This window comes from Frateuria sp. YIM B11624, assembly GCF_049727805.1.
In the GTDB taxonomy this organism is placed as follows: domain Bacteria; phylum Pseudomonadota; class Gammaproteobacteria; order Xanthomonadales; family Rhodanobacteraceae; genus Frateuria_A.
Genome location: NZ_JBCNYA010000022.1, coordinates 19,054 through 44,702, shown reverse-complemented (window position 1 = coordinate 44,702; position 25,649 = coordinate 19,054). Strand labels below are relative to the sequence as shown.

22 protein-coding genes and 1 tRNA gene are annotated in these 25,649 nt (G+C 70.6%); 12 read left to right on the top strand and 11 right to left on the bottom strand.

Features of this window, described 5'->3' with window-relative positions; genetic code table 11:
- Positions 1-128 precede the first annotated feature (128 nt).
- Complete coding sequence (tsaB, locus tag AAIL17_RS12270) at positions 129-824, top strand: tRNA (adenosine(37)-N6)-threonylcarbamoyltransferase complex dimerization subunit type 1 TsaB (protein WP_424683130.1); 696 nt, start codon at positions 129-131, stop codon at positions 822-824.
- Positions 825-899: 75 nt separating this feature from the next.
- On the opposite strand, the gene AAIL17_RS12265 is transcribed toward tsaB, so the two are convergent.
- Positions 900-1,919, bottom strand: coding sequence for a YeiH family protein (locus tag AAIL17_RS12265; RefSeq protein ID WP_424683129.1), 1,020 nt, complete (start codon positions 1,917-1,919; stop codon positions 900-902).
- Positions 1,920-2,011: 92 nt separating this feature from the next.
- On the opposite strand from AAIL17_RS12265, the gene AAIL17_RS12260 reads away from it, so the two are divergent.
- Both AAIL17_RS12260 and AAIL17_RS12255 read left to right on the top strand, forming a co-directional pair.
- On the top strand, positions 2,012-2,887 hold the full coding sequence (locus tag AAIL17_RS12260) for a LysR substrate-binding domain-containing protein (protein WP_424683128.1): 876 nt from the start codon (positions 2,012-2,014) through the stop codon (positions 2,885-2,887).
- A gap of 296 nt (positions 2,888-3,183) precedes the next feature.
- On the top strand, positions 3,184-3,846 hold the full coding sequence (locus AAIL17_RS12255; protein ID WP_424683127.1) for a UdgX family uracil-DNA binding protein: 663 nt from the start codon (positions 3,184-3,186) through the stop codon (positions 3,844-3,846).
- A 28-nt stretch (positions 3,847-3,874) separates the two neighbouring features.
- Here the strand turns inward: AAIL17_RS12255 and AAIL17_RS12250 are convergent, their stop codons facing one another.
- The 4 genes from AAIL17_RS12250 to lexA form a co-directional block, all read right to left on the bottom strand.
- Positions 3,875-7,012, bottom strand: a complete 3,138-nt coding sequence (locus AAIL17_RS12250; protein WP_424683126.1) for an error-prone DNA polymerase — start codon at positions 7,010-7,012, stop codon at positions 3,875-3,877.
- Between the two features lie 62 nt (positions 7,013-7,074).
- Positions 7,075-8,478: a Y-family DNA polymerase gene (locus AAIL17_RS12245; protein ID WP_424683125.1), complete on the bottom strand. Its 1,404-nt coding sequence runs from the start codon at positions 8,476-8,478 to the stop codon at positions 7,075-7,077.
- A 10-nt stretch (positions 8,479-8,488) separates the two neighbouring features.
- Positions 8,489-9,163, bottom strand: a complete 675-nt coding sequence (gene imuA / locus AAIL17_RS12240) for a translesion DNA synthesis-associated protein ImuA (RefSeq protein ID WP_424683124.1) — start codon at positions 9,161-9,163, stop codon at positions 8,489-8,491.
- Positions 9,164-9,449: 286 nt separating this feature from the next.
- The gene (gene lexA, locus AAIL17_RS12235) at positions 9,450-10,055 is read right to left on the bottom strand and encodes a transcriptional repressor LexA (RefSeq protein WP_424683123.1); all 606 of its coding nucleotides are present in this window, start codon (positions 10,053-10,055) and stop codon (positions 9,450-9,452) included.
- 152 nt (positions 10,056-10,207) lie between these two features.
- Here lexA and AAIL17_RS12230 point away from each other — a divergent pair, with 152 nt between their 5' ends.
- Positions 10,208-13,798: an ATP-binding protein gene (locus AAIL17_RS12230; protein WP_424683122.1), complete on the top strand. Its 3,591-nt coding sequence runs from the start codon at positions 10,208-10,210 to the stop codon at positions 13,796-13,798.
- Between the two features lie 83 nt (positions 13,799-13,881).
- Positions 13,882-14,127, top strand: coding sequence for a hypothetical protein (locus AAIL17_RS12225; RefSeq protein WP_424683121.1), 246 nt, complete (start codon positions 13,882-13,884; stop codon positions 14,125-14,127).
- Positions 14,128-14,325: 198 nt separating this feature from the next.
- Here AAIL17_RS12225 and AAIL17_RS12220 read toward each other — a convergent pair.
- The 5 genes from AAIL17_RS12220 to ftsY all read right to left on the bottom strand — a co-directional run bounded on the left by AAIL17_RS12220 (position 14,326) and on the right by ftsY (position 18,075).
- Positions 14,326-14,401: transfer RNA gene (locus AAIL17_RS12220), tRNA-Phe, on the bottom strand.
- Positions 14,402-14,470: 69 nt separating this feature from the next.
- Positions 14,471-14,749, bottom strand: coding sequence for an oxidative damage protection protein (locus AAIL17_RS12215; RefSeq protein ID WP_424683120.1), 279 nt, complete (start codon positions 14,747-14,749; stop codon positions 14,471-14,473).
- A 54-nt stretch (positions 14,750-14,803) separates the two neighbouring features.
- A complete protein-coding gene (gene mutY, locus AAIL17_RS12210) occupies positions 14,804-15,883 on the bottom strand; it encodes an A/G-specific adenine glycosylase (protein WP_424683119.1) in 1,080 nt (359 codons plus the stop codon).
- Complete coding sequence (locus tag AAIL17_RS12205; RefSeq protein ID WP_424683157.1) at positions 15,880-16,929, bottom strand: AsmA family protein; 1,050 nt, start codon at positions 16,927-16,929, stop codon at positions 15,880-15,882. The genes mutY and AAIL17_RS12205 overlap by 4 nt, the downstream gene beginning before the upstream one ends.
- A gap of 12 nt (positions 16,930-16,941) precedes the next feature.
- Entirely contained in the window at positions 16,942-18,075 is a 1,134-nt protein-coding gene (gene ftsY, locus AAIL17_RS12200; RefSeq protein ID WP_424683118.1) for a signal recognition particle-docking protein FtsY, read from the bottom strand.
- A 160-nt stretch (positions 18,076-18,235) separates the two neighbouring features.
- Here ftsY and rsmD point away from each other — a divergent pair, with 160 nt between their 5' ends.
- From rsmD to AAIL17_RS12165, 7 genes are all read left to right on the top strand, one after another.
- A complete protein-coding gene (rsmD, locus tag AAIL17_RS12195) occupies positions 18,236-18,802 on the top strand; it encodes a 16S rRNA (guanine(966)-N(2))-methyltransferase RsmD (protein ID WP_424683156.1) in 567 nt (188 codons plus the stop codon).
- A 27-nt stretch (positions 18,803-18,829) separates the two neighbouring features.
- Complete coding sequence (gene coaD / locus AAIL17_RS12190) at positions 18,830-19,363, top strand: pantetheine-phosphate adenylyltransferase (RefSeq protein WP_424683117.1); 534 nt, start codon at positions 18,830-18,832, stop codon at positions 19,361-19,363.
- Complete coding sequence (locus AAIL17_RS12185; protein ID WP_424683116.1) at positions 19,356-19,853, top strand: hypothetical protein; 498 nt, start codon at positions 19,356-19,358, stop codon at positions 19,851-19,853. Before coaD ends, AAIL17_RS12185 begins: the two co-directional genes overlap by 8 nt.
- Positions 19,854-19,966: 113 nt before the next feature.
- A complete protein-coding gene (locus tag AAIL17_RS12180) occupies positions 19,967-20,227 on the top strand; it encodes a YfhL family 4Fe-4S dicluster ferredoxin (protein WP_424683115.1) in 261 nt (86 codons plus the stop codon).
- Positions 20,224-21,948 carry a gamma-glutamyltransferase gene (ggt, locus tag AAIL17_RS12175; protein WP_424683114.1) on the top strand — a complete coding sequence of 575 codons (1,725 nt, stop codon included), beginning with the start codon at positions 20,224-20,226 and terminating at the stop codon, positions 21,946-21,948. The genes AAIL17_RS12180 and ggt overlap by 4 nt, the downstream gene beginning before the upstream one ends.
- Positions 21,949-22,230: 282 nt before the next feature.
- On the top strand, positions 22,231-23,094 hold the full coding sequence (locus AAIL17_RS12170; protein WP_424683113.1) for an MBL fold metallo-hydrolase: 864 nt from the start codon (positions 22,231-22,233) through the stop codon (positions 23,092-23,094).
- Positions 23,091-24,143 (top strand): TMEM43 family protein, encoded by a 1,053-nt coding sequence (locus AAIL17_RS12165; protein ID WP_424683112.1) that lies wholly within the window; start codon positions 23,091-23,093, stop codon positions 24,141-24,143. Before AAIL17_RS12170 ends, AAIL17_RS12165 begins: the two co-directional genes overlap by 4 nt.
- A 225-nt stretch (positions 24,144-24,368) precedes the next feature.
- Here AAIL17_RS12165 and AAIL17_RS12160 read toward each other — a convergent pair whose 3' ends face one another.
- Positions 24,369-25,631, bottom strand: coding sequence for an EAL and HDOD domain-containing protein (locus tag AAIL17_RS12160; RefSeq protein WP_424683111.1), 1,263 nt, complete (start codon positions 25,629-25,631; stop codon positions 24,369-24,371).
- Positions 25,632-25,649: the final 18 nt, after the last annotated feature.

Here is a 25,649-nt window from a genome sequence, read left to right as displayed (position 1 = left end):
GCAGGGACGGGCAGCATGGCAGGAAGGCACGAACGGATCACGGGGATTGCCAGGACGACGCGCCAGCCGGGGCTGGATCGACATGGACGGATCCGGCCGCCTGCCGGGGCATGCGAGAATGCCCGGCCATGAACCTGCTCGCCATCGAAACCAGCACCGAAGCCTGTTCCGTCGCCCTCGTGCACGGCGAGGAAGTGATCGCCCGCAGCGAACTGGCGCCGCGGCGGCACGCCGAACTGGCGCTGCCGATGGCCGACGCGCTGCTGGCCGAGGCCGGCCTGGGACGGCATGCGCTCGATGCGATCGCGGTCGGCCGCGGCCCCGGCGCGTTCACCGGCGTGCGGTTGGGCGTGGCGCTGGCGCAGGGTATGGCGCTGGCGCTGGATCGCCCGGTGGTGCCGGTGTCCTCGCTCGCTGCGTTGGCGCTGGAAGCGGCGGAGGACGAGGCGGCGATCCTCGCAGTGATCGACGCGCGCATGGGCGAGATCTACGCCGCCTGCTACCGGCGCGACGCCGCCGGTGGGCTGGTGGCGTTGGACGAGGAGCGTGTGTGCGCGCCCGCCGCATTGGCGTTGCCGCAAGCCGAGGCATGGAACGTGGTCGGCAGCGGCTGGGCCACCTATGCGGAGGTGCTGCGCGGACACCTCACCGGTGCGCTGAAGCAGGCCGACGGCGCGTGCTATCCGCAGGCGCGCCACGTGGCGGAACTGGCGGTGCGCGAATACCAGGCGGGTCGCGCGGTGGCGCCGGAGCAGGCGCTGCCGGTGTATCTGCGCGACAAGGTGGCGCTGACGCTGGCGGAGCAGGGACGGAAGGCGCCCTAGCCGTCGCGGATCCCGCGCTCCGGCCGGACGTGCGGTTGCGCTGAACCTCTGCCCCCGATCTGCCGAGGGAACGCCTCAAAGCTGCCCGATCACCAGCTGCACCAGCAGGCTGCTCACCGCCACCGCCACCCACACGCCGAAGCCCAGCAGGATCGGCCGCGGCCCGCTGGAAATCATCTTGCGCAGGTTCGCCGACAGCCCGATCGCGGTCAGCGCCACGATGATCAGGAACTCCGCCAGCGCATGGATCAGCGGTTGCACGGCGACCGGCACCAGCCCGGCGGTGCGCACGCCCGAGGCGACCAGGAACCACAGGATGAACCACGGGAAGATGCGCCTGAGGCTGAAATCGGCTGCACCTTTCTTTTTCTCGCGCATCGCCACCATCACCGCCAGCGTGATGCACACCGGGATGATCAGCGTGGCGCGGGTGAGCTTGACGATGGTGGCGTAGTCGCCGGCGGCGTGGCTGTAGCTGTAGCCGGCCGCGACCACCGAGGAGGTGTCGTTGATCGCGGTGCCCGCCCACAGCCCGAAGCCGAGATCCGACAGGTGCATCAGGTGGCCGAGCAGCGGGAACAGCAGTACGGCCACCACGTTGAACAGGAAGATGGTGGAGATCGCGAACGCGGTGTCGTGCTCGTCCGGGCGGATGATCGGCGTCACCGCCGCGATCGCCGAGCCGCCGCAGATCGCCGTGCCGACGCCGATCAACACCTTGAGCTGGTCGTGCACGCCGAGCAGCCGGCCGAGTCCCCAGGCCGCCACGAAGGCCGCGCTCATGGTGATCAGCGTGACCGACAGCGATTCCAGGCCGGTCTTCGCCACCTGGTCGAGGCTGAGCCCGAAGCCCAGCGCGATGATCGACCACTGCAGCACCTGCTTGCCGGCGAACTGGATGCCGGGCGTGAAGCGCACGCCGGGCGAAAGCGTGTTGCGCACCACGATGCCGAGCACGATGCCGATCACCGGGCCGCCGACCAGCGGCGCCAACCGTCCGAGCCACAGCGCGACCAGCGCGATGGCCAGCGCCAGGCCCAGCCCGGGCAGGCGGGCGGCGAAGGTGGGGGCAGGAGCGGCGGCAACGACGTTCATCGGATGTCCGGGTGATGGCACGGCGTTATTGTCCGCCCCGGTCGGCATCAGCAAAACTTTGCATGTTTGATCGGTGCTATAAGTTCTGCTGAATGCTCAACCTCACGCCCCGCCAGCTCGACGTGTTCGTGCAGACCGCGCTGCACGGCAGTCTGCGCGCGGCCGCCGCGCGCGTACACCTGACCCAGCCGGCCGCCAGCATGGCGCTGGCCGAGCTGGAGCGGCAGCTCGGCGCGCCGCTGTTCGACCGCGAGCGCGGCCGTCTGCATCTCAACGCGCGCGGACGCGAGCTGCTGCCGCGTGCGCAGGAGCTGCTCGAACGCCATGCGGAGCTGGCGCGCTTCGGACAGGGCGATGCGCAGGCCCTGGCAGGCGAGCTGCGCATCGGCGCCAGCAACACGGTCGGCAACTACCTGGTGGGCGAGCTGCTCGGCGGATTCGTGCGCGCGCAGCCGCAGGCGGCGATCCGGTTGCGCGTGGCGAACACCGACACCATCGCCGCGATGCTGCTCGACCACGCGCTGGACGTCGGTTGCGTGGAGGGTCCGGTCGCGCATCCGCAACTGGAACTGAAACCGTGGCGCGGGGATCGGCTGCGCGTGTGCGCCGCGCCGGACCATCCGCTGGCGCGCAAGCGCACGCTCAAGCCGGCCGATTTCGCCGGCGCACGCTGGGTGCTGCGCGAACCGGGCTCGGCCACGCGCGCCACCACCGAGCGCGTGCTGGCGCAGTTGCCGCCGGGCGAGACGGTGCTCGAGCTGGACCAGATCGAGGCGATCAAGCAGGCCGTCGCCGCCGGCCTCGGCATCGCCTGCCTGCCCGAGGTGGCGCTGGTTGATGCGCTGGCGACCGGGCGGCTGCTGGCGTTGAAGACGCCGTTCCTGGATCTGAAGCGCACGCTGTCGCTGCTTCTGCACAGGCAGAAATACCGCGGGGCATTGCTGGAGGCATTCCTGCGCACCGTGTAGCCGGATGCCACCTCGCGCGTCCTTTAGCGGGAGGGCGCCCATCGCGATCCTTCCCCCGCTTGCGGGGGAAGGTGCCCGAAGGGCGGATGGGGAGGCCTTGCAAAAGGTTCACCCAGGCATACACCCAAGAGCGCCCCCATCCGCCTGTCGGCACCTTCCCCCGCAGTCGCGGGGGAAGGCTCGAATTGCAGATTCCCGCGTGTTGGAAGTCGTGTTTGCGCCATCGATTGTATGGATTGGTGCGTGGTTGGCTCTTGCCGGTGGATTCACCCCGCGGGCGCTAGCGTCTGTGGGCCATGCCAACGCGTCCCGTGCCCAATCCCTTCGGCGTTCCACTGGCCAAGCCGGTGGACGAGGTGCCGGACGGCACGCTGACCACGCTGCGACGCAAGGCGCGCGACTGCCACGCCTGTCCGCTGTGGCGCTACGGCACGCAGACCGTGTTCGGCCAGGGGCCGGCCGCCGCGCAGGTGATGCTGATCGGTGAGCAGCCGGGCCTGCACGAGGATCGTGAGGGTGTGCCGTTCGTCGGCCCGGCCGGGCAACTGCTCGACCGCGCGCTGGGCCAGGCGGGGCTGGACCGTTCGACGTTGTACCTGACCAACACCGTCAAGCACTTCAAGTACGAGACGCGCGGCACCGCCAAGCTGCACAAGCGCGCCAACGCCGCCGAGCAGGCCGCCTGCCGCATGTGGCTGGCCGCCGAACTGCTGCGGGTGAAGCCCAGGCTGGTGGTGGGACTGGGCGCTATGGCGGCGCAGACGATGTTCGGCAACGCCTTCCGCATCACCCGCGAGCGCGGCGTGTGGCGATCGCTGGGCGAGGGCGCGCAAGGATTGGCGACCTGGCATCCGTCCGCCGTGCTGCGCATGCCGGAAGAGGAGAAGCGGCACGCGGCGTTCGAGGAACTGGTGGCGGACCTGCGTGAGGTCGCCGGCATGCTGAAGACACTGCCGTAGGGTGGGCTTCAGCCCACCGCCCACGCCCTCAGTGGAAATCCCGCGAGCGCACGTCCAGCTCGCCCAGCATCGGCGTCAGGTCTTCCAGCGTGTGCGCGATCAGGTGCTGCACGCCGTGCTGGCTTTCCAGGTGTCCTTCCACCGCAAGCAGCCGCGAGGCCAGCAGTACGCGGCGCTGGCGCAGCACGACGCGCCGCCAGATCACCACGTTGGTCAGCCCGTGCTCGTCCTCGATGGTCAGGAACACCACGCCGCTGGAAGTCTGCGGCTGCTGGCGCAGGGTGACGATGCCGGCCACGCGCACCGGCCGGCCATTGGGCAGCGCGGCCAGTTCGTTGGAGGCGCGGTAGTGCCGCGCGCGCAGCCGCGGGCGCAGCAGGCGCAGCGGATGCGGGCCCAGCGTGGTGCCGGTGAGCGCGTAGTCGGCGCGCAGGTCCTCGCCACGGGTGGGCAGCGGCAGCGCGATGGTCTCGGTTTCGGGCGTCGAGCCTGGGAACAGCGGCAACTGCGGTTCCACGCCGGCGATCGCCCAGCGCGCGCGATGACGATGGCCGGCCAGCGCGCGCAGCGCGCCGGCATCGGCGAGCAGGGCCTGGTCGCGGCGGTCGAGCTTCGCGCGGACGCTGAGGTCGGCCACGTCGGCGAACGGGCGTTGCCTGCGGGCTGCCACGATGTCCTGGGCGGTCGTTTCGGAGAAGCCGCGGATCAATCGCAGGCCTATGCGGATCGCCGGCTGCAGGCGTGGGTCGCGCTCGGGCTCCAGCGTGCAGTCCCAGTCGCTGTGGCGCACGTCGACGGGCAGCGTGTGGATGCCGTGGCGGCGCGCGTCCTGCAGCAACTGGTCGGGCGAGTAGAAGCCCATCGGTGCGGAGTTGATCAGCGCGCAGGCGAACGCCGCCGGTTCGTGGCATTTGAGCCAACTGCTGACGTAGGCGAGCAGGGCGAAGCTGGCCGCGTGCGATTCGGGAAAGCCGTAGCTGCCGAAGCCCTTGATCTGTTCGAACAGGTGTTCGGCGAACTCACGGCTGTAGTTGTTCTTCGCCATGCCGGCAAGCAGCTTGTCGCGGTGCGGTTCCAGGCCGCCGTGGCGTTTCCATGCCGCCATCGAACGGCGCAGGGCATCGGCCTCGCTGCCGCTGAAATCGGCAGCTTCCATGGCGATCTGCATTACCTGTTCCTGGAACAGCGGGACGCCCAGCGTTCGCTTCAGGACGTTCTTAAGTTTGTCCGATGGATAGTCGACCGGCTCTTCGCCATTCCGCCGCCGCAGGTAGGGATGCACCATGTCGCCCTGGATCGGGCCGGGCCGCACGATCGCCACTTCGATCACCAGGTCGTAGAACTCGCGTGGCTTCAGGCGCGGCAGCATCGCCATCTGCGCGCGCGATTCGATCTGGAACACGCCGATGGTGTCGGCGCGACTGATCATGTCGTAGGTCGGCTTGTCGTCCTTTTTATCCTTGTTGATGCCGGCGATGGTGTAGTCGCCGCGGCCGTTCGCGCTCAGCAGGTCGAAGGTCTTGCGCAGCGCCGTGAGCATGCCCAGCGCGAGGCAGTCGACCTTGAGCATGCGCATGGTGTCCAGGTCGTCCTTGTTCCACTGGATCACCGTGCGACCGTCCATCGCGGTGTTCTCCACCGGCACCAGCGTCGAGAGCGGATGCTCGGAAATCATGAAGCCGCCCGGGTGCTGGGAGAGATGGCGCGGGAAGCCGATCAGTTGCACGGTGAGCGCAAGCACCTGCCGGATCAGCGGCGTGTCCGGATCGAAGCCGCGCTCGCGCAGGCGGTCCGACGGCGGCACCTCGCCGCTCCAGCGATCCAGCGTGGATGACAGCTCGCCGGCCAGCTCCGGCGACATGCCCAGCGCACGCGCCACGTCGCGAACCGCGCCGCGGCCACGGTATTCGGTGGCCACCGCGGTCAGCGCAGCACGGTCGCGGCCGTAACGGTCGAAGACGTATTGCAGGACTTCCTCGCGGCGCTCGTGCTCGAAATCCACGTCGATGTCCGGTGGCTCGTCGCGATCGGCCGAGATGAAGCGCTCGAAAAGGAGGTTGCTCGTTGCCGGATCGGCTTCGGTGATGCCGAGTGCATAGCAGACCAGCGAGTTGGCCGCCGAGCCACGGCCCTGGCAGAGGATCTTCTGTGAGCGCGCGAAGCGAACGATGTCGTGCACGGTGAGGAAGTAGGACTCGTACTTCTTGGTCTGGATCAGCGCCAGTTCGTCTTCGATCTGCTTGCGCTCCTTTGCCGGCACGCCGGCCGGCCAGCGCCAGCACGCGCCTTCCTCGGCCAGGTGCCGGAGCCAGGTGGTCGGCGTGTGTCCTTCCGGCACCAGTTCGTGCGGATAGGTGTAGTCGAGGTCCTCCAGCTTGAAACTGCAACGCTGCGCGATCGCCACGCTTGTCGCGAGCAGTTCGGGCGGATAGATGGCGCAAAGCGCGCGGCGCGTGCGCAGGTGGCGCTCGCCGTTGGGGAACAGCCGGTGACCGGCCTGCGCCACGGTGGTGTGGTGGCGGATCGCGGTCATCACGTCCTGCAGCGGGCGGCGGGCGCGCACGTGCATGTGCGCGTCGCCGGTGGCGACCAGCGGCAGCGCCAGGCGTTCGCCCAGGGCGCGCAGGGTGGTCAGGCGCGTGTCGTCGTCGGGGCCGCGGTGCAGTTCGACGGCGAGCCAGCAGCGGTCGGGGAAGCGCTCCTTCAACCAGGCGGCTTCGGTTTCGTCCGGCTCCGGACTGGGCAGCCACAGCGCGAGCAGGCCTTCGGTATCGCCCAGGTCCTCGCGCAACGATTCGTAGCTGCCCTTGGGCGCGCGGCGGCGCGCGGCGGTGATGAGCTGGCACAGCCGTGCATAGCCTTGCTGGTTCTCGACCAGCAGCACGCACTTCGGGCCGTCGGCAAACTGGAACTCGCCGCCGACGATCAGCTTGATGCCGGTTTCGCGCGAAGCCTCCAGCGCACGCACGATGCCGGCGAGCGTGCATTCGTCGGTGATGGCGAGGGCGCTGTAGCCCTGTTGCTTCGCGCGCTCGAACAACTCGATGGCGAGTGAGGCGCCGCGCTGGAAGCTGAAGGCGGAGAGGCAGTGGAGCTCGGCGTATTTGGGGAAGGGGTCGGGAGCTTCGCGGGGTTGCTCGCCCGCGGGTTCGCTCGGGTCTGGCATTCTGGCGGGTGCCTCGTCCTCTGCCTTGATAAAAGCAGGTGGAGAGGAAGCGGGTGGCGTGTTCATGCGAACCACCCGTGCAGCATGAAGCCCTCGCGCTCGCCGACCGGGCAGTAGGCCCAGGCGCGTTGGCCGGCGGCGGTTTCGATGACGTAGTAGTCGCGCCGCACGTCGCCGTCCCACCAGCCGCTCTCGATGCGTTCGGGACCGGCCAGGATGCGCGGCGCGCGCTCGCGCAGCGGGATCGGCTGCGGCAGCAACCAGCCGGGGCGTGGGAGCGGCGGTGCCGCGGCGCTGTCGCCGTGGTCGCGCCAGGCACGTTCGGGGCGGTGGTCGGCATGCGCCGCCAGGCCGTGCACGGCATCGTCGCCCAGTCGCGCGCGCAGGCGTTCGCGCAATTGCTCCCACGGCACCGCCTGTTGCGGGCGCACGTCGAACAGGTCGCGGCCGGACGGCACGAACGGCGGCAGCTCGCGCGCGATCAGTTGCAGCGCGCGCACCGGCGCGGCCAGTTGCACGGGATCGAGCCGGCCGCGGGCCAGTTCGAACAGCATGGCTGGATCGCGTTCGGGCGCGAGCAGGCCGACCGGCACTTCGGTGGCGGCGCCGCGCTCGTGTTCGAGCTTCAGCACGAAACGCTGCACGCCGCCGTCGCGGCCGGCGAGGTAGGCGGCGAGGTCGCCGGTCATGCGGCGCAGCGGGAACAGCAACTGGCCGGTGGCGCCGACCTCGTAGTTGAACTCGATGCGCGATTCGAAATGGTCCGGCGGCTGGTAGCAGTCCAGCGGCGTGGCCAGCGTGCCGGTGAGGCGGTCGAGCTGGTCGAGGGTGTCGGTGCCCACGCGTCGGCCCAACGCTGCGCGTGGCAACGCATAGACCTGTGCGAGTTTGCGCAGGCCCATGCGGCGCAGGCTGGCGGCAGCCTCGGGTGGAAGCCCGGCGCGTTCCACCGGCAACTGGCCGAGCGCCTGGCGCAGCGGTGCGTCGTGGGTGATCGCCAGGCCGTCGTGCACGCCGGCCAGCGCGCGCGCGGCCCACGGGTTGGGCGCGAGCGCGATGCGGTGACGGAAGCCGAGCGCGGCCAGTTCCTCGCGCATCATGGCTTCCATCCGTGGCCACTGGCCGAACAGGCGGAAGCTCGCCTCCACCTCGACCAGCAGCGAGGCGGGCATCTGCCGGCTGACCTGCGCGCCGTAGCGGTAGGCCCAGGCGGCGAGGAAATCGTGCCAGCGCGCGGTGTCGGCCGGGTCGTGCTCGACCACCGCGAAGCGCGCGCAGATCGCCTGCGCGGTGGCCAGCGGCAAGCCGGCGCGCAGTCCTTGCGCTTTCGCCGCGGCGTTGACCGCGCGCAGCACGCGCCGCTGCACGGGACCCTCGACCAGTACCAGCGGTTCGTCCGGGGTGGCGTGGCGGCGCAGCACGCCGTCGAGCGCGAGTTGCGGCAGCAGGATGCAGGCCCACAGCATGGCGTGCGCCTCAGGCGCGATCCGGAACGGCCGCGGCTGGGCTGTCCGGGACCGGTGTGGAGGATGGACCGGTCGGCAACGGCCAGGACAACGGCTGCGCCGGCGGGTTGCCGCCGCGGCACTTGAGCATGCGCAGGCGCGCGGGGTTCGTTTCCAGCGCCAGCCGCAGCGCCGCGGGCGAGGCATGCACGGCGGCCGACGCGGGGCGCATCGCCAGCCCCAGGCACTGGCCGGTTTCCGCCGCCAGTTGAAGGCGGCGCAGCGTGCGGTCGTCGGCCTGCTGCGGCCAGCACAGCACCGCGGCGCAGGCGGCCGAGCGCAGGCATTGTTCGGTCGCCCAGGCGGCGTCGCGCGGATCGGCGCGCACGACCTGCAGCCGCTCCAACTGCACGCCGGCGTTGGCCCAGGCGGCAGGGAAGGGCAGGTAGGGCGGGGCGACCAGCGCGACCCGGCCGCCGGCCTGCGTCAGGCGCGCCAGCGTGGGCCACAGCAGGCCGAGTTCGCCGACGCCGTCCAGCGGCAGCAGCACCTCGCTCAGAGCAGCCTCGGGCCAGCCGCCGCTGGGCAGCGCCGCATCCAGCAGCGGGAAGCCGGTCGGCTGGCGCGAAGGCGCGCGCGCCTGCGGCTGACCGCGCCAGAGGCGGCGGGCGTCGAACAGATGATCGAGGGCGACCACGTTGCTCATACACGCGCACCCGGACGTGTATCTGCAGGGTGGGCTTCAGCCCACTGTCCGGCTATGGGCACGGCGCATGATTCGGCTGTTTCGCAAGGCTTCCCCCATCCGCCCTTCGGGCACCTTCCCCCGCAAGCGGGGGAAGGATCGAAAGCGTGCGGCCGCGAGGATGAGCCTTCCTCCGTTCCACGGGGGAAGGTGCCCGAAGGGCGGATGGGGGCGAACGGAGCGCGGCCTTCCATGCTGGCCGCTACCGGGAAGGATGGATGCCCGCCCCGGCCTGCACGGACGGTCATCAGCCGGGCCTCACCAGCCCCGCGAACAGGCCCTCGATGGCGAAGTCGCTGGCGCGCGGATCCACCTCGATCGGTGCGTAGGCCGGGTTGCGCGGCAGCAGGCGGATGTGGCCGCCCCTGCGCTCGAACCGCTTGACGGTGAACTCGCCCTCCAGCCGCGCCACCACGGTCTGGCCGTGGCGTGCCTCGGGCGTGCGGTGCACGCCGATCAGGTCGCCGGGAAGGATGCCGTCGAGCAGCATCGAGTCGCCCACCACTTCCAGCAGGTAGTCCGGCCTGAGGCGGAACAGCACGGCGTCCAATGCGACCTCGCGGCGCACTTCGGCGTCCGAACCGATCGGCCGGCCAGCCGCCACGCGGCCGAGCAGCGGCACGGTGAGGGTCGGCACCGGCTCGCCCTGGCGCAGGCGGATGCCGCGCGCCTGGCCGGGCACCAGTTCGACGTGGCCCTCGCGCGCCAGCGCCTCCAGGTGCAGGCGCGCCGAGCGGTTCTGCTTCAGGCCCAGCGCAGCGGCGATCTGCAGTTGCGAAGGCGGGCAGCCATGCGCCGCGATGTACTGGCGCAGATAGTCGAGCAGGGCCTGGCGGGTGGGCGTGAGGGTCATGGTTACTAATATTAGTACATCGGGTAAAGTCGCGGCAGGGGCGTGCTTTTGGCATCATTTCGTGAAGGGGAATCCGGCGGTTTGCCGAAAGCGTGAAGGCCCTGGGGACTGCGATGCGTCCGCTGAGGACTTCAGGCGTGTGGGGGAAACACATGGTGTCCGCTCTGCTGCTGGGCGTTGGCTTGCTGCTGGGTACGCCCGTGGCGGGCGCCAGCGTCCCGGCCTCCGCTCCGGCTGGGGCGGCCTCGACCGGGGCGGCTTCGTCCGGCGTGCTGCCGACGCCGCAGTTCCGCCGCTACGGCAGCGCCAACGGGCTGCCGGGCAGCCTGGTCTACACCGCGGTGCAGGCGCCGGACGGCACGATGTGGTTCGGCACCAAGAACGGCATCGCCCGCTTCGACGGCGTGGAGTTCACGACCTACCGCCACGCTTCCGGTGACCCGGGCTCGCTCTACAACAACGGCATTTCCGCGCTGCTGATCGATGCGCACGGCCGGTTATGGGCCGGCGGGCTGGACGCCGGCCTGAACCTCTTGGACGCGGCCACCGGCAAGTTCCGGCACTGGGGCCACGACCCGGCCAACCCGGCCAGCCTGGTCAGCGAGAAGGTCTGGACGCTGGCGCAGACGGCCGACGGCAGCCTCTGGGTCGGCACCCGCTACGGGCTGGACCGGATGCGCGAGGACGGCAGCTTCGAGCACGTCGTCAACCCGTTGCTCGGCCCGGCGCCGGCCGACTTCGGCGAAGTGGCGGCGCTCTACGTCGACTCCCGCCAGCGCCTGTGGGCCGGCAGCGCGCACGGCCTGTTCCGGCGCGACCCGGATGGCCGCTGGCACCGCATCCTGCCGGCCGATCCGGAGCAGTCGATGGATGCCTGGCGCATCGACGGCAACGGCGACGAGGTGCGCATCGCCACCGTGCGTGGCCTGCTGGTGGTGGGCGCCGACGGGCGGGCGCACCGCTTCGCCCGCGACGTGCTGCCCGACACCAACGTCATGACCAGCACCCGCGACCATGCCGGGCGCCTGTGGATCGGCACCCAGCGCGGCCTGTTCCTGCAGGACCGGCCGGGTGGCCCGGTGGTCCCGGTGATGGATCGGCCGGTGCTCTACGGCAACCTGCCCGGCACTTGGGTGTGGCAGCTCTACGTGGACCGCGAAGGCGGCCTGTGGGTGACCATGCTCGACGGCGGCGTGGCCTACCTGGCGCCGGGCTGGTACAGCTTCAGTCGCTACACGCACGTTCCGGACGACCCGTCCAGCCTGCGCGATTCGGTCGCCACCACCATGGCCCGCGGGCGCGACCACCGGCACGTCTGGGTCGGCGAGCGCGGCGGCCGGGTCGACCGGCTCGACCCGTACAGCGGTGCGGTCGAGCACGTGCTTTCGGGCCTGCACGGCGACGTGCTGGGCATGACCGAGGGCGACGGCGGCCGCTTGTGGGTGGCGGTGCAGGGCGCGCTCTACCGCACCCAAAACGGCAAGGCCGACCTGGTCGATCCGGACGGCAAGATGTTCAGCCGCCCGCTCGAGGTCGAGCCCGGCCCCGACCACCGCCTGTACGTGCGCACCTTCCGCGAGGGCCTGTTCCGCGTCGATCCGGACACGCTGGCGGTGACGCCGGTGCCGATGCACCACGCCGACGACAAGATGCTGTGGGGCGCGCAGATGACGCTCGACGATCGCGGCACGTTCTACTACGCCAGCGAAGGCGGCCTGATGCAATTGGACCCCACCCACACCTTCTTCGAGCCGGTGCCGGGCGGCCCGACCGGAGTGTCGGTGGAAGCCTTCAGCTTCTCGCCCGACGGCCTGTGGCTGGCCACGCCCGACGGGCTGGAGCAGTACCGCTACCACGGCGACGGCCTGGCGCTGGTGCGGCACGTGGACATGGCGCACGGCTGGCCTTCGGTCGGCGTGGTCGACATGCGCGTGGACGCGCGCGGGCGGGTGTGGATCTTCGGCACCGACGGGCTGTGGCGTTTCGATCCGGACTCGGGCCGGTTCCGTTCGTTCGGCCTGCAGGATGGCCTGAGCAATACCGAGTTCTCGCGCGGCTTCGCGCTGATGCCCGACGGCAACCTCTACGCGGCGACCCTGGGCGGCGTGGTCGCCTTCAATCCCGACCGCGTGTGCGAGCAGGCCACCGTGCCGCAGCTGGCGCTCACGCGCGTACGCGTGCGCCGGCACGGCCGGATCACCGACCTGCCGCTGGGTCCGGGTCCGGTCGAAGTGGACTGGCGCGACCGCGAGCTGGGCGTGGAGGCGCGGGTGTTCTCCTATGTCGACCCGCACGCCAACCGCTACCGCTTCCGGCTCGACGGCCTGGACAGCAACTGGATCGACGTCGACAGCCGTGGCCAGCGCGACTTCGCCGGGCTGGGCGCGGGCGACTACACGCTCAGGGTGATGGCGGTCGGCGCCGGCGGCGCCTGGGCAACCCTGGCCCGGCCGCTGCGCATCCATGTCGAGGCACCGCCGTGGGCGCGCTGGTGGGCCTGGCTGACCTACGCGATCACCCTGGGACTGAGCGTGTGGATGGCGTTGTGGGTCTGGCGCCGGCGCATCGCGCAGCGCCACCGCATCGCGCTGGCCGAGCAGCAGCGTTGCCTGGCCGAGGAGGCCAGCGCCGCCAAGACCCAGTTCCTGGCCACGCTGAGCCACGAGATCCGCACGCCGATGACCGGCGTGATGGGCATGGCCGAGCTGCTGCTGACCACGCCGCTGAAACCCGAGCAGCGCGAATACACCCTGGCCATGCAGCGCTCCGGCGGCATGCTGCTCAAGCTGCTCAACGACGCGCTGGACCTGGCCCGCATCGAGGCCGGCCGGTTCGACCTGGAGCCGGCACCGTTCGATCCGCGCCAACTGGTCGACGACGTGGCGCAACTGCAGCTGGGCCATGCCCAGGCCAAGCGCCTCACGCTCGCGGTCGAGCTGGCCGACGACCTGCCGGCGAAGGTCGTCGGCGACGCGGTGCGCATCAAGCAGGTGTTGCTCAACCTCATCCACAACGCGCTCAAGTTCACCGAGTACGGCAGCGTGAAGCTGCGCGCGGAGCGCTGCGCCGACGGGCTGCTCTTCAGCATCACCGACACCGGCCCCGGCATTCCCGAGGCGGCGCAGGCACGGCTGTTCCATCGCTTCGAGCAGGTCGACGGCCCGCAACGGCGCGCCGGCAGCGGCCTGGGCCTGGCGATCTGCCGCGAGCTGGTGGACATGATGGGCGGCAACATCGGACTCGAGTCGCGCCTGGCCCACGGCACCACCTTCCGCGTGCGCCTGCCGCTGCCGGTGGCCGAGGGGACGGGCACGGCGAGTGCCGTGTCCGTCCCGGTCGATCGCGCGCTGCACGTGCTGCTGGTCGAGGACGACGCCATCGTCGCCGCCGTGATCCGCGGCCAGCTCGAACGCCAGCGCCATCGCGTCTGCTACGTCGCCAACGGCCTCGGCGCGCTCGCCGAGCTCGACCAGTCGTCGTTCGACCTGGTGTTGCTGGACCTGGACCTGCCCGGCGTCGACGGCTTCCAGGTCGCCCGCCTGATCCGCCAGCGCGAGGAGCCGGACCAGCGCCTGCCCATCGTCGCCATCACCGCGCGTTCCGGCGGCGACGAGGAGGCGCGCTCGCGCGAGGCGGGCATGGACGCCTTCCTGCGCAAGCCGTTCAGCAGCGAGAACCTCACCGAGCTGTTCGCCGAGCTGGTACCGGAACCGGCGACGCGCGCCGCCGCGGATCCCGCCTGACGGAACCCGCGGCGAACCCCCAGTTCTCACGCCGCCGACACCGGATGCGCGAGCCTCGCAGCATGCAACGTGAGGCCAGGCACATGAACAGCCACCCGCAAGCGAAGCCGGACCAGCGCGACGCCAATGGCAAAGGCAGCAACGACCGGCTCGACACCATCGAGAAAGCGGACAACCGCACCGAAAGCCTCGACCCCGAGCGCGCCAGCGCGACGACCGACCCCGTCGAGGACATGCTCGAAGCCGGCGAAAGCAACGCGGACTACGAGGACGAAGCCAACCGCGTGGCGCCCACCCTTGGGCCGCCCGACCAGACCGACGAGGCGTGAAGCCTTGTTTCGGCCAGGTCGCCCGTCGGTAGAGCAGGGATTGAAAATCCCCGTGCCGCCGGTCGGCGCACCGATGGTCGTGCACGTCGACAGGCGTGCGCTGCGCTGCCCGGAGTGCGACCCCGAAGCGAGTCGTTTTGGACAAGCCTGTCGCGCAAACGAAAAGCCCGCGGCAAGCGCGGGCTTTTCGATATTGCATGGTGGCCGGGGACGGAATCGAACCGCCGACACGGGGATTTTCAATCCCCTGCTCTACCAACTGAGCTACCCGGCCGGGAAGAGGGCAGGACGCGCGTGGCGTGCTGCGTGGAGCCGCGCATTAAATCGGATGCGGGCGCTTGCGTCAAGGCTGCTCGGGCGCGACGTAGCCTGCAGGCTGGGCCACGTCGCCGCCGCCGAAGAAGTACTTTTCCATCTCGCCGGCGAGGAACTGGCGGGTCTTCGCTTCCAGCGGATTGAGGCGGTATTCGTTGATCAGCATGGTCTGGTGGGCGAGCCATTGCTGCCAGGCCTGCTTCGAGACGTGCTCGTACACGCGCTGGCCGAGCGGGCCGGGCCAGGGGGCGAAGTCGAGGCCTTCGGCGTCGATGCCGAGCTTTGCGCAATGGATGGTGCGGGACATGCGGTGCTTCCGGTCGTGATGCGATGGGTGCGTGAGCTGCGCCCGGGGACGCCGTTACGGCAGGTCCGCGCTGGGTTGTGGCACGGGGAGCGCTTCGAGCAGGGAGCGCACCGGCGCGGGCAGGCCCAGGCTCGCCCACTCGTCGCGGGCGTACCAGCGCAGCGATGCATTATCGGCGATGGCGGGTCGGGCTGTCGCGCCATCGAACAGCAGCGGCTCGACGTTGAGGCGGTAGTGGCTGAAGACGTGGACGAAGGGCGCGAGCGCGAGCGCGTCGTCCAGCCGTGCGTGGTCCTGCGCCAGGCGCCAGGCGGCTTCGTGGCCGGGCGCTTCGGGCAGGCTCCACAGGCCCGACCAGACGCCGTTCGGTCCACGGCGTTCCAGCAGCACGCGGCCTTCGTCGTCGCGCAGCACCAGCATGGTGGTGGCGCGCGTGGGCAGCACCTTGCCAGGCTTCGGCGTAGGCAACTGCGTAGTGCGGCCTTCGCGGCGGGCGACGCAGGCGTCGGTGAGCGGGCAGGCCAGGCAGAGCGGGCGCGAGCGCACGCAGACGGTGGCGCCCAGGTCCATGATCGCCTGGGTGTAGTCGGCCACGCGCTCGCTTGGCGTGTGCGCTTCGGCCCGTTCCCATAGCTGTTTTTCCACCGCGCCCTGGCCGGGGTGGCCCTCGATGCCGTGGTAGCGGGTAAGCACGCGCTTGACGTTGCCGTCGAGGATGGCGAAGCGCAGCCCGTGCGCCTGCGCCAGGATCGCGCCGGCGGTGGAGCGGCCGATGCCGGGCAGCGCGGCGAGCGCGTCGAAATCGCGCGGCAGCTCGCCGTCATGGCGCTCCACGCACAGTTGCGCGGCGCGATGCAGGAAGCGCGCGCGGCGGTAGTAGCCCAGGCCCGACCACAGCGCGAGCACGCGGTCCTCGTGCGCGGCGGCAAGGTCCGGCAGCGTCGGCAGCGCTTCGGTGAAGCGCAGGAAATAGGGGATGACCGTGGCGACCTGGGTCTGCTGCAGCATCACCTCGGACAGCCACACGCGATAGGCGTCGCGGCGTCCGTCCGGCGTAGCGGCCTGCCAGGGAAGATCGTGGCGCCCGTGACGGTCGAACCAGGGCAGCAGGGCGGCGGCAAGGGTGGAGTTCATCGGGAATCGCTGGCGGCAGGCGCGGCGGTGCTGGCCGCGGGAGCCGGCGCGAGTTCCAGGTGCAAGCCCTCGATGTGCACGCCGGCGACGTCGAGCGTGGCGGCGTCGACGTGGCCGCTGCCCGGCGGCGCGTTGAGCTGCGGCCCCTGCTCGTCGCCGATGTGCGACCACCAGCGTGCGATGCCCAGCGGCGGCAGGCGCAGGTCGACGTGGTTGCCGGGGCCGTCGAGCTTGAGCGCGAGCAGCAGCGGGTCGCTCTGGTTGGCCGGGGTCAGCCCCAGCGAGATGTCGTAACGGCCGGCGTCGGCCTCGTCGAGCGAGCCGGCGAGCGTGGCTGCGGCGTCGGCCGCACCGTGCCAGTGCGCTTCGCCGGTCAGTTGCATGGCCAGCGTGGCGCCGCGGGTGAAGTCGAGGTTGATGTCGTTGAGCTGCAGCGCGTTGCCCTGGATGCGCGGCGTGGCGGTGAGGCGCAACTGCATCGGCGTGCCGGCCGCGTCCTTGGCCGAGACCACCAGCGGGAACGGCCGGCCGGTAAGCAGGCTGCCAGCGTCCAGCGAGAAGTCGCGCAGCAGCATCTGGTTGCCGCGTACCAGCGTGCCGCGCGCGATGCGCACGCCGGTGTCGATGCGCGGGATGTTCGGCGCCGCGCCCGCCGGGCCGGAAGGCAGGCTGGAAAGCCAGGCCTGCAACGCGTCGAGGTCGACCCGCGGCGCGTCGATCTCCAGCCGCGAGATCACCGTCGGACCACCGAACAGCGTGCTCCACGGCAAGGCCAGGCGGCCGTTGGCGGCCAGCAGGATCGGCATGCTGGCGCCTTGTGCGGTAAGGGTGAGTCCCTGCAGCTCCAGCGCCGGGCGCGGGAACAGCGTGGGGCTGGCCGGGCTGGACAGGCTGAGCTCGAGCCCGGCCTTGGCCGCCTGCTCCTGCAGCATCGCGGTGAAGCGTTCCGGCTGCAGCAGCAGGTAGACGGTCACCACCAGCGCGACCAGCGCCGCGACCAGGATGCCGGTCAGGGCCAGCAGCGCGTAATGCAGCCGCCGCGTCATCGCCATCGCGGCTCAGGCCCGCGCCAGCGTGGCCGGCAGCAGGCCATCGACGAAGGCGCGCGCGTCGAACTCGCGCAGGTCGGTGGCGCTCTCGCCCAGGCCGACGAAGCGGATCGGCAGGCCGAACTCGCGCGCCAGCGCGAACATCACGCCGCCCTTGGCTGTGCCGTCGAGCTTGGTCACGACCAGGCCGGTGACGCCGACGATCTGCTGGAACTGGCGCAACTGGCTGATCGCGTTCTGGCCGGTGGTGCCGTCGATCACCATCAGCACCTCGTGCGGCGCCTCCGGATCGAGCTTCTTCAGCACGCGGGCGATCTTGGACAGCTCGTCCATCAGCCCGCCCTGGGTGTGCAGGCGACCGGCGGTGTCGGCGACCAGCACGTCGGCGTTGCGCGAGCGGGCGGCCTGCAGCGCGTCGAAGATCACGCTGGCGGAATCGGCGTCCTGGCCCTGCGCGATCACCGGCACGTTGTTGCGCTCGCCCCAGGTCTTCAGTTGCGCCACCGCGGCGGCGCGGAAGGTGTCGCCGGCGGCCAGCAGCACCTGGCGGCCGTCATCGCGCCACCTGCGCGCGAGTTTTCCGATGGTCGTGGTCTTGCCCACGCCGTTGATGCCCACGGTGAGCACCACGAACGGCTTGCGTCCGGAGATGTCCAGCGGCTGCTGCACCGGCAGCAGCATCGCGACCAGCGATTCGCGCAGCGCCGCGAGCAGCGCATCGGCATCGGCGAACTCGCGCTTGTGCATGCGCTTGCGCAGGCCCTCGACCAGCGTGGTGCTGGCCTCCACGCCCACGTCGGCGGTGATCAACAGCGTTTCGAGCTCGTCGAGCAGGTCGTCGTCGAGTTTGGGGTGGCGCACGAACAGCGAGCTCAGCCCCTTGGCGAAGCCGCTGCCGGCGAGCCGCTCGCGCCAGCTGCGCTTTGCCGGCGCAGGTTCGGGTACGGCTGCGGGAGGCGGCGCCTCGTCGACCACCGCCGGCTCGGCGGGAGCCAGTTCCGCGCGTGCCTCGTCCAGCACCGGGCTGGCGGTGTCCTGTGCGGCGGCGTCCGCGACGTGCGCGTCGACAGGCGGCGTCTGGCCCTGGTCGGCCGGCTGCTCCGAAGTCGTTTCGGTGGGTTTCTTCTTCCAGAACTTGAGCATTGCGGCGGTGTTTCCAAGACAATGCGCGGATGCTATCACCCGCTACCAGACTGCCCGCTGAGGGGCGCCCGTGCCTGTGCCTTCGTTGCGCGCCACCGATTCCGGCCGGGTGCGGCACGGCCGTCGCGCACAGGGTGCGCTCCTGCAGCGACATGCCTACATGAAGGGCCGCATCCGCGTCATCGGCGGAAGCCTGCGCAATTCGCGGCTGGAGGTGCCCGACCTGCCGGGGCTGCGGCCGACGCCGGAACGGGTGCGCGAGACGCTGTTCAACTGGCTGGCGCCGGTGCTTGCCGGCGTGTCCGCGCTGGACCTGTGCGCGGGCACCGGGGCGCTGGGCATCGAGGCGCTTTCGCGCGGGGCCGCGGCGGTGCGCTTCGTCGAACGCGACGCGCGCGCCGCGCAGGCGCTGCGCGACAACCTGGCGCGGCTGAAGGCCGGCGACGGCACGGTGTCCACCGCCGATGCAGCGGCCTTCCTCGGAGGCGCGCCCACGCCCTTCGGCCTGGTGTTCCTCGATCCGCCTTTTGCCGCGGACCTGTGGAGCGCTCTCGCGCAAAGCCTGGAGGCCAACGGCTGGCTTTCCCCACAGGCCTGGGTCTACGTCGAGTCGCCGCGCGACCACGTGCCCGCGCTGCCGCCGAACTGGGCGCTGCACCGCGAGGGCCGCGCGGGCGAGGTGCGCCACGCGCTCTATCGCCGCTGTGCGGAGCTTCCGTTAAGCTAGCCGCCACCTTTGCGCTGCAGCCTTCACGTGAACACAGCTCCGGTCAACAAGCGCCTGGCCGTCTATCCCGGCACCTTCGACCCGATCACCAACGGGCATGCCGACCTGGTATCGCGCGCCGCGCCGCTGTTCGAGCGCGTGGTGGTCGCGGTGGCCGACAGCTCCAGCAAGGGCCCGGGCTTCAGCCTGGACGAGCGCATCACGTTGGCGCGGCTGGCGCTGGCCGACCTGCCCAACGTGGAGGTGCGCGGCTTCGACAGCCTGCTGGCGACCTTCGTCACCGAGGTGGGGGCGGGCGTGATCATCCGCGGCCTGCGCGCGGTGTCGGACTTCGAATACGAGTTCCAGCTGGCGAGCATGAACCGCCACCTGATTCCGCAGGCGGAGACGCTGTTCCTGACGCCCGCCGAGCAGTACAGCTTCATCTCCTCCTCGCTGGTGCGCGAGATCGGCCGCCTCGGCGGCGATATTTCGGGCTTCGTGCATCCGGCGGTACAACAGGCCATGCGGCAGCGCTGGCGCAAGACCCAAATCCACTCACAGGGAGACACCCATGCGTAAGTTCCTGATCGCCGCAACCTTCGCGCTCGCCGGCAGCCTGGTCCTGTCCGCCTGCAACAAGCAGGAAGACAACCAGCAGACGACCCAGCAGGCGACCGCCACCAAGCCGTCGAATCCCAACGACGCCCAGGCCTGGAACGCCTACCTGGGGCAGATCGTGCAGAACAACATGCAGGGCATGACCGCCGAGCGCCCGTACGCCTACATGGTGCCGGCCGGTGACGACGACGAAGCCAAGGCCAAGTACGACCGCCAGTTGCAGAACGTGCAGGACACCGTCGCCCGCGGCGTGCTGCCGGGCAACCTGCTGGCCTTCGCCGGCCCGAACTCGGCCAAGACCGCCGACTTCATCCTCGCCGCCTTCCAGGGCGCCAAGCCCGGTTCGTTCAAGGACGTGATCGTGCTGTTCATCGGCGACCAGGCCGACAAGGACCGCGTCACTGCCGGCCTGCAGCCGACCGGCGCGACGGTGCGCTTCGTGGCGATGTAAGCCACGCGCGACGCGCGAAACGCGCCCGCGATGCCCGACGGCATCGCGGGCGTTTTCGTTTGGGCCGCCCTGGGATCGGCGGGGGCGGCCGCTCCGCGCTACCATTGGCGCTTATGTCCCTGAAGATCCTCGACACCTGCGTCAACTGCGACGTCTGCGAGCCCGCGTGCCCGAACAAGGCGATCTCGATGGGCGAGGACTATTACGTGATCGACCCCGCGTTGTGCACCGAGTGCGTCGGTCACCATGACGAGCCGCAGTGCGTGCTGGTGTGCCCGGTCGAATGCATCCTCGTCGACGACGCGCTGGCCGAGACGCGCGAGCAACTCGAACTCAAATACCGCCAGTTGATGGCGAAGGAGACCACGGCATGAGTCTGTCCCTGCGTTGGCGCGCCCTGTTGCTGAGCCTGTTCCTGACCAGCGGCGCCGCCTTCGCGACAGACCCGCCGGCGCAGGCGCCGCATGCCGGTCCCGCCACCGCGACGGCGCAGAAGCCCGGCCACGGCGCGATTGCCAGCGCCAACTTCCTGGCTACCAACGCCGGGCTGGAAGTGCTGGCCAAGGGCGGCAATGCGTTCGACGCGGCGGTCGCGGTGGCGTCCACGCTGTCGGTGGTCGAGCCGGAAAGCTCCGGGCTGGGCGGCGGTTTCCTGGCGGTGCTGCGGCGCGCCTCGGACGGGCGCGAGGTGTTCATCGACGCGCGCGAGGTGGCGCCGGCAGCGGTCGACCCGAAGGCCTATCTCAATGCGGACGGTTCGCCCAACCGCGATGCCGCGCTGAACGGTCCGCTCTCGGCCGGCATTCCGGGCGAGCCGGCCGGTCTGGCCTGGCTGGCCGCGCACTACGGCAAGCTGCCGCTGTCGACCTCGCTGGCGCCGGCGATCCGCACCGCACGTGACGGCTTCGAACCGGACAGCCGCCTGCGCGACGCCATCGCCGAGCGCGCCGACTTCCTCAAGCGCTGGCCGGCCTCGGCCGCCAAGTATTTCGTCGACGGCAAGCCACCCGTGGAAGGCCGCACCTGGCGCGACCCCGACCAGGCACGCACGCTGGAGAGCCTCGCCCGGCAGGGCCGCGACGGCTTCTACAAGGGCGAGGTGGCGAAGAAGCTGGTGGCCGCCGTGCGCGCGGCCGGCGGCAACTGGAGCGAAGCGGACCTGGCCGGCTACCAGGTGAAGGAGCGCGCGCCGATCAGCGTGGACTACCACGGCTACCGCATCGTCACCGCGCCGCCGCCGTCCTCCGGCGGCGTGGCGATCGCCGAGATCCTCAACATCCTGCGCGGCGTCGACCTGGACAGGCTCGATCGCGCCCATCGCGCGCACTACGTGATCGAGGCGATGCGCCGCGCCTTCCGCGACCACAACGATTACCTCGGCGACCCCGACTTCGTGAAGATGCCGCTGGACATGCTGCTGTCGCCGTACTACGCCGACGGCCTGCGCCAGAGCATCCTGCCCGACAAGGCCACGCCGTCCTCGATGCTGCCTTCCAGCGGCGCGCATGATCCGGGCCCGCACACCACGCATTTCTCGATCATCGACAAGGACGGCAACATGATCGCCGTCACCTCGACGGTGAACTACACGCTCGGTTCCACCTTCGTCGCCGCCGGTACCGGCGTGCTGCTCAACGACGAAATGGACGACTTCGCGCTGGTGCCCAACAAGCCGAACGTGTACGGCCTGCTCGGCAGCAAGGCCAATGCACCCGAGGGCGGCAAGCGCATGCTCTCCTCGATGTCGCCCAGCCTGGTGATCGGCAAGGACCGCACGGCGGTGATCGGCTCGCCCGGCGGCTCGACCATCATCACGCAGGTGCTGGAAGGCATCCTCGCCTTCATCGACGGCAAGGACGCCAGCGCCATCGTGGCGCAGAAGCGCTTCCACCATCAGTTCATGCCCGACCGCGTGGACGTGGAAGCGGGCGTGTTCGACGCGGCCACCGCGCGCGAGCTCAAGCGCATGGGCTATACGCTGCATCCGCGCGATCCATGGGGCTTCATGAACGTGGTCACCTGGGACCACCGCGACAACAGGCTGGATGCGGCAAGCGACCCGCGGCGGCCGTCGGGGCTGGGCAAGGTGCAATAGCGGGTTCCTCGCGGGAACTCCCCCATCCGCCCTTCGGGCACCTTCCGCCGTAAACGAGGAAGGATCGGGGCCGCGATGCGAGGCTCCCGAGCCCTTTCCTCAGCGAGGGAGTGATCGGGGCCGCAATGCCACGCTTCCGAGCCTTCCCCCGCGAACGCGGGGGAAGGTGCCGACAGGCGGATGGGAGAGCCTGTCGGCGGACCGCAACTCCAGGGCCGGCAGACAGCACCGCGCCCCCTGCGTAGAATCGCCATGGGCATCCTTGCAACATGGGCGACGTGAATGCAGCTGTGGTCCCTTGAGGGCAACACCCAGAAGCTCGATGGCGGGGCGATGTTCGGCAACGCGCCCAAGGCCATGTGGGCGCGCTGGATCGCGCCCGATGCGGAGAACCGCATCCCGCTGGCCTGCCGCTGCCTGCTGGTGAAGGACCTGGACGGCCGCAACGTGCTGTTCGAAACCGGCATCGGCGCCTTCTTCGAGCCGAAGCTGCGCGAGCGCTACGGCGTGGTGGAAGACCGCCACGTGCTGCTCGAGTCGCTCGCCCAGGCCGGCCTCTCGCACGAGGACGTCGACGCGGTGGCGCTCTCGCACCTGCACTTCGACCACGCCGGCGGCCTGCTGGCGCCTTGGGCCGAAGGCGAGCCGCCGCGGCTGCTGTTTCCCAACGCCACCTTCCTGGTCGGCGCCGAACACTGGCGCCGCGCGCAGTCGCCGCACCCGCGCGACCGTGCCTCGTTCATTCCCGAGCTGGCCGGCATGCTGGAAGCCAGCGGCCGGCTGGAGCTGGTCGAGGGGCCGCATTCGAAGGCGCTCGGCAAGTCCGTGCGCTTCCACTTCTCCGACGGCCACACGCCCGGCCTGATGCTGGCCGAGGTCGGCGGCGTGGTGTTCTGCGCCGACCTGATCCCGGGCCGTCCGTGGGTGCACCTGCCGATCACCATGGGCTACGACCGTGCGCCGGAGACGCTGATCGACGAGAAGCGCGCGTTCCTCGAGGACAAGCTTGCCCGTGGGGTGCGGCTGTTCTTCACCCACGACCACGCCTGCGCGGCGGCCCGGGTGACCCGCGACGAGCGCGGCCGCTTCGGCACCGCCGACGAGCGGGCGAGCCTGCGCGGCGAACCGGCCGGGGCGGTGGAGTGAGGCGGCAGACGCGGATCGGCACGCGGGCCCTGCTGCTGCGCGGCGGCGGCGCGGTGCTGCTGATCGCCGGCCTGGGCCTGGCGGCGATCACCGAGCGCGGCCTGCTGATCCACCACGTCGCCGCTGTGCGACACGGCGGCGACGTGGTGCAGGCCGGCGCGCAGGGACCGCAGCCGGGCATGCACGGCAGCATGGTGCTGGTGTCCGGCACGCCCGAGGTGGTCGAGGCGCCGCACGACGACGAGTTCAACCTGACCGTTGCTACCCCGGTGCTCGACCGCCACGTGGAGATGTTCCAGTGGCGCGAGGTGCGCGTGGGCAGCGACGTGCACTACGAGCTGGACTGGTCCGACGAGCTGCAGGACACCGGCAAGTTCGACCAGCCGCGCGGCCACGCCAACCCGAAAGCGTTTCCGCTGCAGAGCCAGCGCTTCGTGGCAGGCAAGGTGCGGGTCGGCGGCTTCGCGCTCGGGCCGGTGCTGGTGCATGCCCTGCCGGGCAGCGAGGCGGTCGCGCCCGATCCGTCGCGGTTGCCGGCCAACCTCGCGGCCAGCTTCAGCCTTTACCACGACTACCTGACCACCAGCGCCGACCCGGGCTCGCCGCGGCTGGGCGACGTGCGGGTGAGCTGGCAGGCCGTGCCGGTGCAGCCGCTGACGATCTTCGCGCGGCTGGACGGCGACCGGCTGGTGCGCGCCAGCCAGGCGGACGACGGGCGGGGTTACCAGGTGCAGGTCGGCGTACGCTCGCTCGGCGACGTGCTGCCGGACGTGCCCGACCCGCCGGAATTCACCACCGCCCGGCGTGGCGGCGCGATCCTGCTGGCTGCACTGGGCGCCTTCCTGCTGCTGTGGGACCGTCGCCGGCGCATCGGCGACGCGGCGCTGGCCCTGGCGGTGGGCGTAACCGCGATCGGCGCGGTGTCCTGCGCCTCATGGCTGGGTGGCGACTGGCCGCCAGTCCTGAACTGGCTGGGGGTGACGGTGGCCGGCGTGGTCGCGGTGGTCTTGCTGCACCGGCGGATGGGACGGCCAGACCGGACGCATTGATCGGGCGCTCCGCGTTCGCGGAGGAACTCCGACAAACAAGGTGTTGCATCGTGGAATCCTTCCCCCGTCCACGGGGGAAGGTGCCCGCAGGGCGGATGGGGGAAGCCTTGCGGAAAGCCCACCCCGGCATCCCGCCCAGAAGCGCCCCCATCCGCCTGTCGGCACCTTCCCCCGCGTTCGCGGGGGAAGGCTCGGAGGGGTTAGTGCGCGTCCGGGTACGTCGACTTAGGCCGCGGCGGCCGGCGCCTTGGGTTCGGCGAACGAATACACCTGGTCGGCCCACTGGGTCGCTTCCAGGTAGATGCCGGCCATGCGCTGGATCTGCTGCGGCTGCATCTGGCCGCTGAGCTGGCCGGCTTCCCAGGCGTGGATCTGCTCCAGCAGCGGGCCGAACGGGCCGCGGTTGCCGACCAGCGCCTCGCGGATCTCCGGCACCAGTGGAAGCTGTTCGAGCACGAACTCCATCGGCGCGCACATCAGCGTGTCCAGCAGCGAGAACAGGCCTACGGTGAACGCCATTTCCTTCTGCTGGCGCGGCATGTGCGAGGCGAGTTGCTCGCACATGTGCGCGCGGATCAGCGCGGTGCGCAGCAGCTCCGGCGGACGGTCGTCCATGCCGCCCAGCGCCATGGTGAACACCCAGTTGCGCATGCGCGTGACGCCGAAGAAGATCGCCGCCTGCTGCACGGACTTGAGCTGCTTGGGCAGGCCGAAGTAGGCCGAGTTCACGCAGCTCAGCAGCTTGTAGGAAAGGATCGCGTCGTTGCGGATGATGTCGCCCAGCTCGATCGGGCCGGGGTTGTTCTCCTGCAGCTCGCGCATCAGGCGCAGCAGCGACAGGCGGTTGGCCGAGAGCACCGGCACTTCCACCTGGTCGGGAATCAGCAGGTAGCGGCCCTGGATCGCCTGCAGCGGCAGTTCCAGGCAGCGCTGGTAGGTGGCGTGGTCGTCGACGTGGCCGGCGATCACCCAGATGCCGCGCTCGTGCAGCTTCTCGGCGCGCTCGCGCATCTGCTCGGGACTCAGCGAGCTGGCGTCCAGCCGCACGAACTGCACGATCTGCAGCAGCGTCTCCAGCGCCACCGAACCGTGCAGGTCCATCGCGCCGGCGTCCAGCATCAGCAGGCAGCCGCGCTGGGACATCTTCTGCAGCCGGTCCATCAGTTCGGCGTCGTCGGCCATGGCCGGCTGCAGCAGCACGCCGAAGCGCGGCTGGTGCGCCAGCACGTCGGTCTGGCCCAGCAGCAGTTCGCGCGAAAGGGTGAGGAAGGTGCGGTTGCCGCGCACCAGCCGGGTCAGCGCGCCGTCGGCCAGGGTCGAGAGCACGCGCTGCATCAGCTCCTGCTCGTCGCCGGCATGGCGGTGGAACATGACCTCGTAGGCGAACAGTTCGCGCTTCTGGTCCAGCATCGGCACCCGCACGACCGGCAGGGGCATTTCGCGGTTGCCGGCGAGGCGGGACTGGGTCGAGACGGCGGTGTCGCTCATGGTCTTGATCTACTCGCG

Excerpts from the sequence above, each read along its gene's own strand:
- tsaB (WP_424683130.1), top strand. The coding sequence starts at position 129 with ATGAACCTGCTCGCCATCGAAACCAGCACCGAAGCCTGTTCCGTCGCC.
- AAIL17_RS12265 (WP_424683129.1), bottom strand. The coding sequence starts at position 1,919 with ATGAACGTCGTTGCCGCCGCTCCTGCCCCCACCTTCGCCGCCCGCCTG.
- AAIL17_RS12260 (WP_424683128.1), top strand. The coding sequence starts at position 2,012 with ATGCTCAACCTCACGCCCCGCCAGCTCGACGTGTTCGTGCAGACCGCG.
- AAIL17_RS12255 (WP_424683127.1), top strand. The coding sequence starts at position 3,184 with ATGCCAACGCGTCCCGTGCCCAATCCCTTCGGCGTTCCACTGGCCAAG.
- AAIL17_RS12250 (WP_424683126.1), bottom strand. The coding sequence starts at position 7,012 with ATGCCAGACCCGAGCGAACCCGCGGGCGAGCAACCCCGCGAAGCTCCC.
- AAIL17_RS12245 (WP_424683125.1), bottom strand. The coding sequence starts at position 8,478 with ATGCTGTGGGCCTGCATCCTGCTGCCGCAACTCGCGCTCGACGGCGTG.
- imuA (WP_424683124.1), bottom strand. The coding sequence starts at position 9,163 with ATGAGCAACGTGGTCGCCCTCGATCATCTGTTCGACGCCCGCCGCCTC.
- lexA (WP_424683123.1), bottom strand. The coding sequence starts at position 10,055 with ATGACCCTCACGCCCACCCGCCAGGCCCTGCTCGACTATCTGCGCCAG.
- AAIL17_RS12230 (WP_424683122.1), top strand. The coding sequence starts at position 10,208 with ATGGTGTCCGCTCTGCTGCTGGGCGTTGGCTTGCTGCTGGGTACGCCC.
- AAIL17_RS12225 (WP_424683121.1), top strand. The coding sequence starts at position 13,882 with ATGAACAGCCACCCGCAAGCGAAGCCGGACCAGCGCGACGCCAATGGC.
- AAIL17_RS12215 (WP_424683120.1), bottom strand. The coding sequence starts at position 14,749 with ATGTCCCGCACCATCCATTGCGCAAAGCTCGGCATCGACGCCGAAGGC.
- mutY (WP_424683119.1), bottom strand. The coding sequence starts at position 15,883 with ATGAACTCCACCCTTGCCGCCGCCCTGCTGCCCTGGTTCGACCGTCAC.
- AAIL17_RS12205 (WP_424683157.1), bottom strand. The coding sequence starts at position 16,929 with ATGACGCGGCGGCTGCATTACGCGCTGCTGGCCCTGACCGGCATCCTG.
- ftsY (WP_424683118.1), bottom strand. The coding sequence starts at position 18,075 with ATGCTCAAGTTCTGGAAGAAGAAACCCACCGAAACGACTTCGGAGCAG.
- rsmD (WP_424683156.1), top strand. The coding sequence starts at position 18,236 with ATGAAGGGCCGCATCCGCGTCATCGGCGGAAGCCTGCGCAATTCGCGG.
- AAIL17_RS12185 (WP_424683116.1), top strand. The coding sequence starts at position 19,356 with ATGCGTAAGTTCCTGATCGCCGCAACCTTCGCGCTCGCCGGCAGCCTG.
- AAIL17_RS12180 (WP_424683115.1), top strand. The coding sequence starts at position 19,967 with ATGTCCCTGAAGATCCTCGACACCTGCGTCAACTGCGACGTCTGCGAG.
- ggt (WP_424683114.1), top strand. The coding sequence starts at position 20,224 with ATGAGTCTGTCCCTGCGTTGGCGCGCCCTGTTGCTGAGCCTGTTCCTG.
- AAIL17_RS12170 (WP_424683113.1), top strand. The coding sequence starts at position 22,231 with ATGCAGCTGTGGTCCCTTGAGGGCAACACCCAGAAGCTCGATGGCGGG.
- AAIL17_RS12160 (WP_424683111.1), bottom strand. The coding sequence starts at position 25,631 with ATGAGCGACACCGCCGTCTCGACCCAGTCCCGCCTCGCCGGCAACCGC.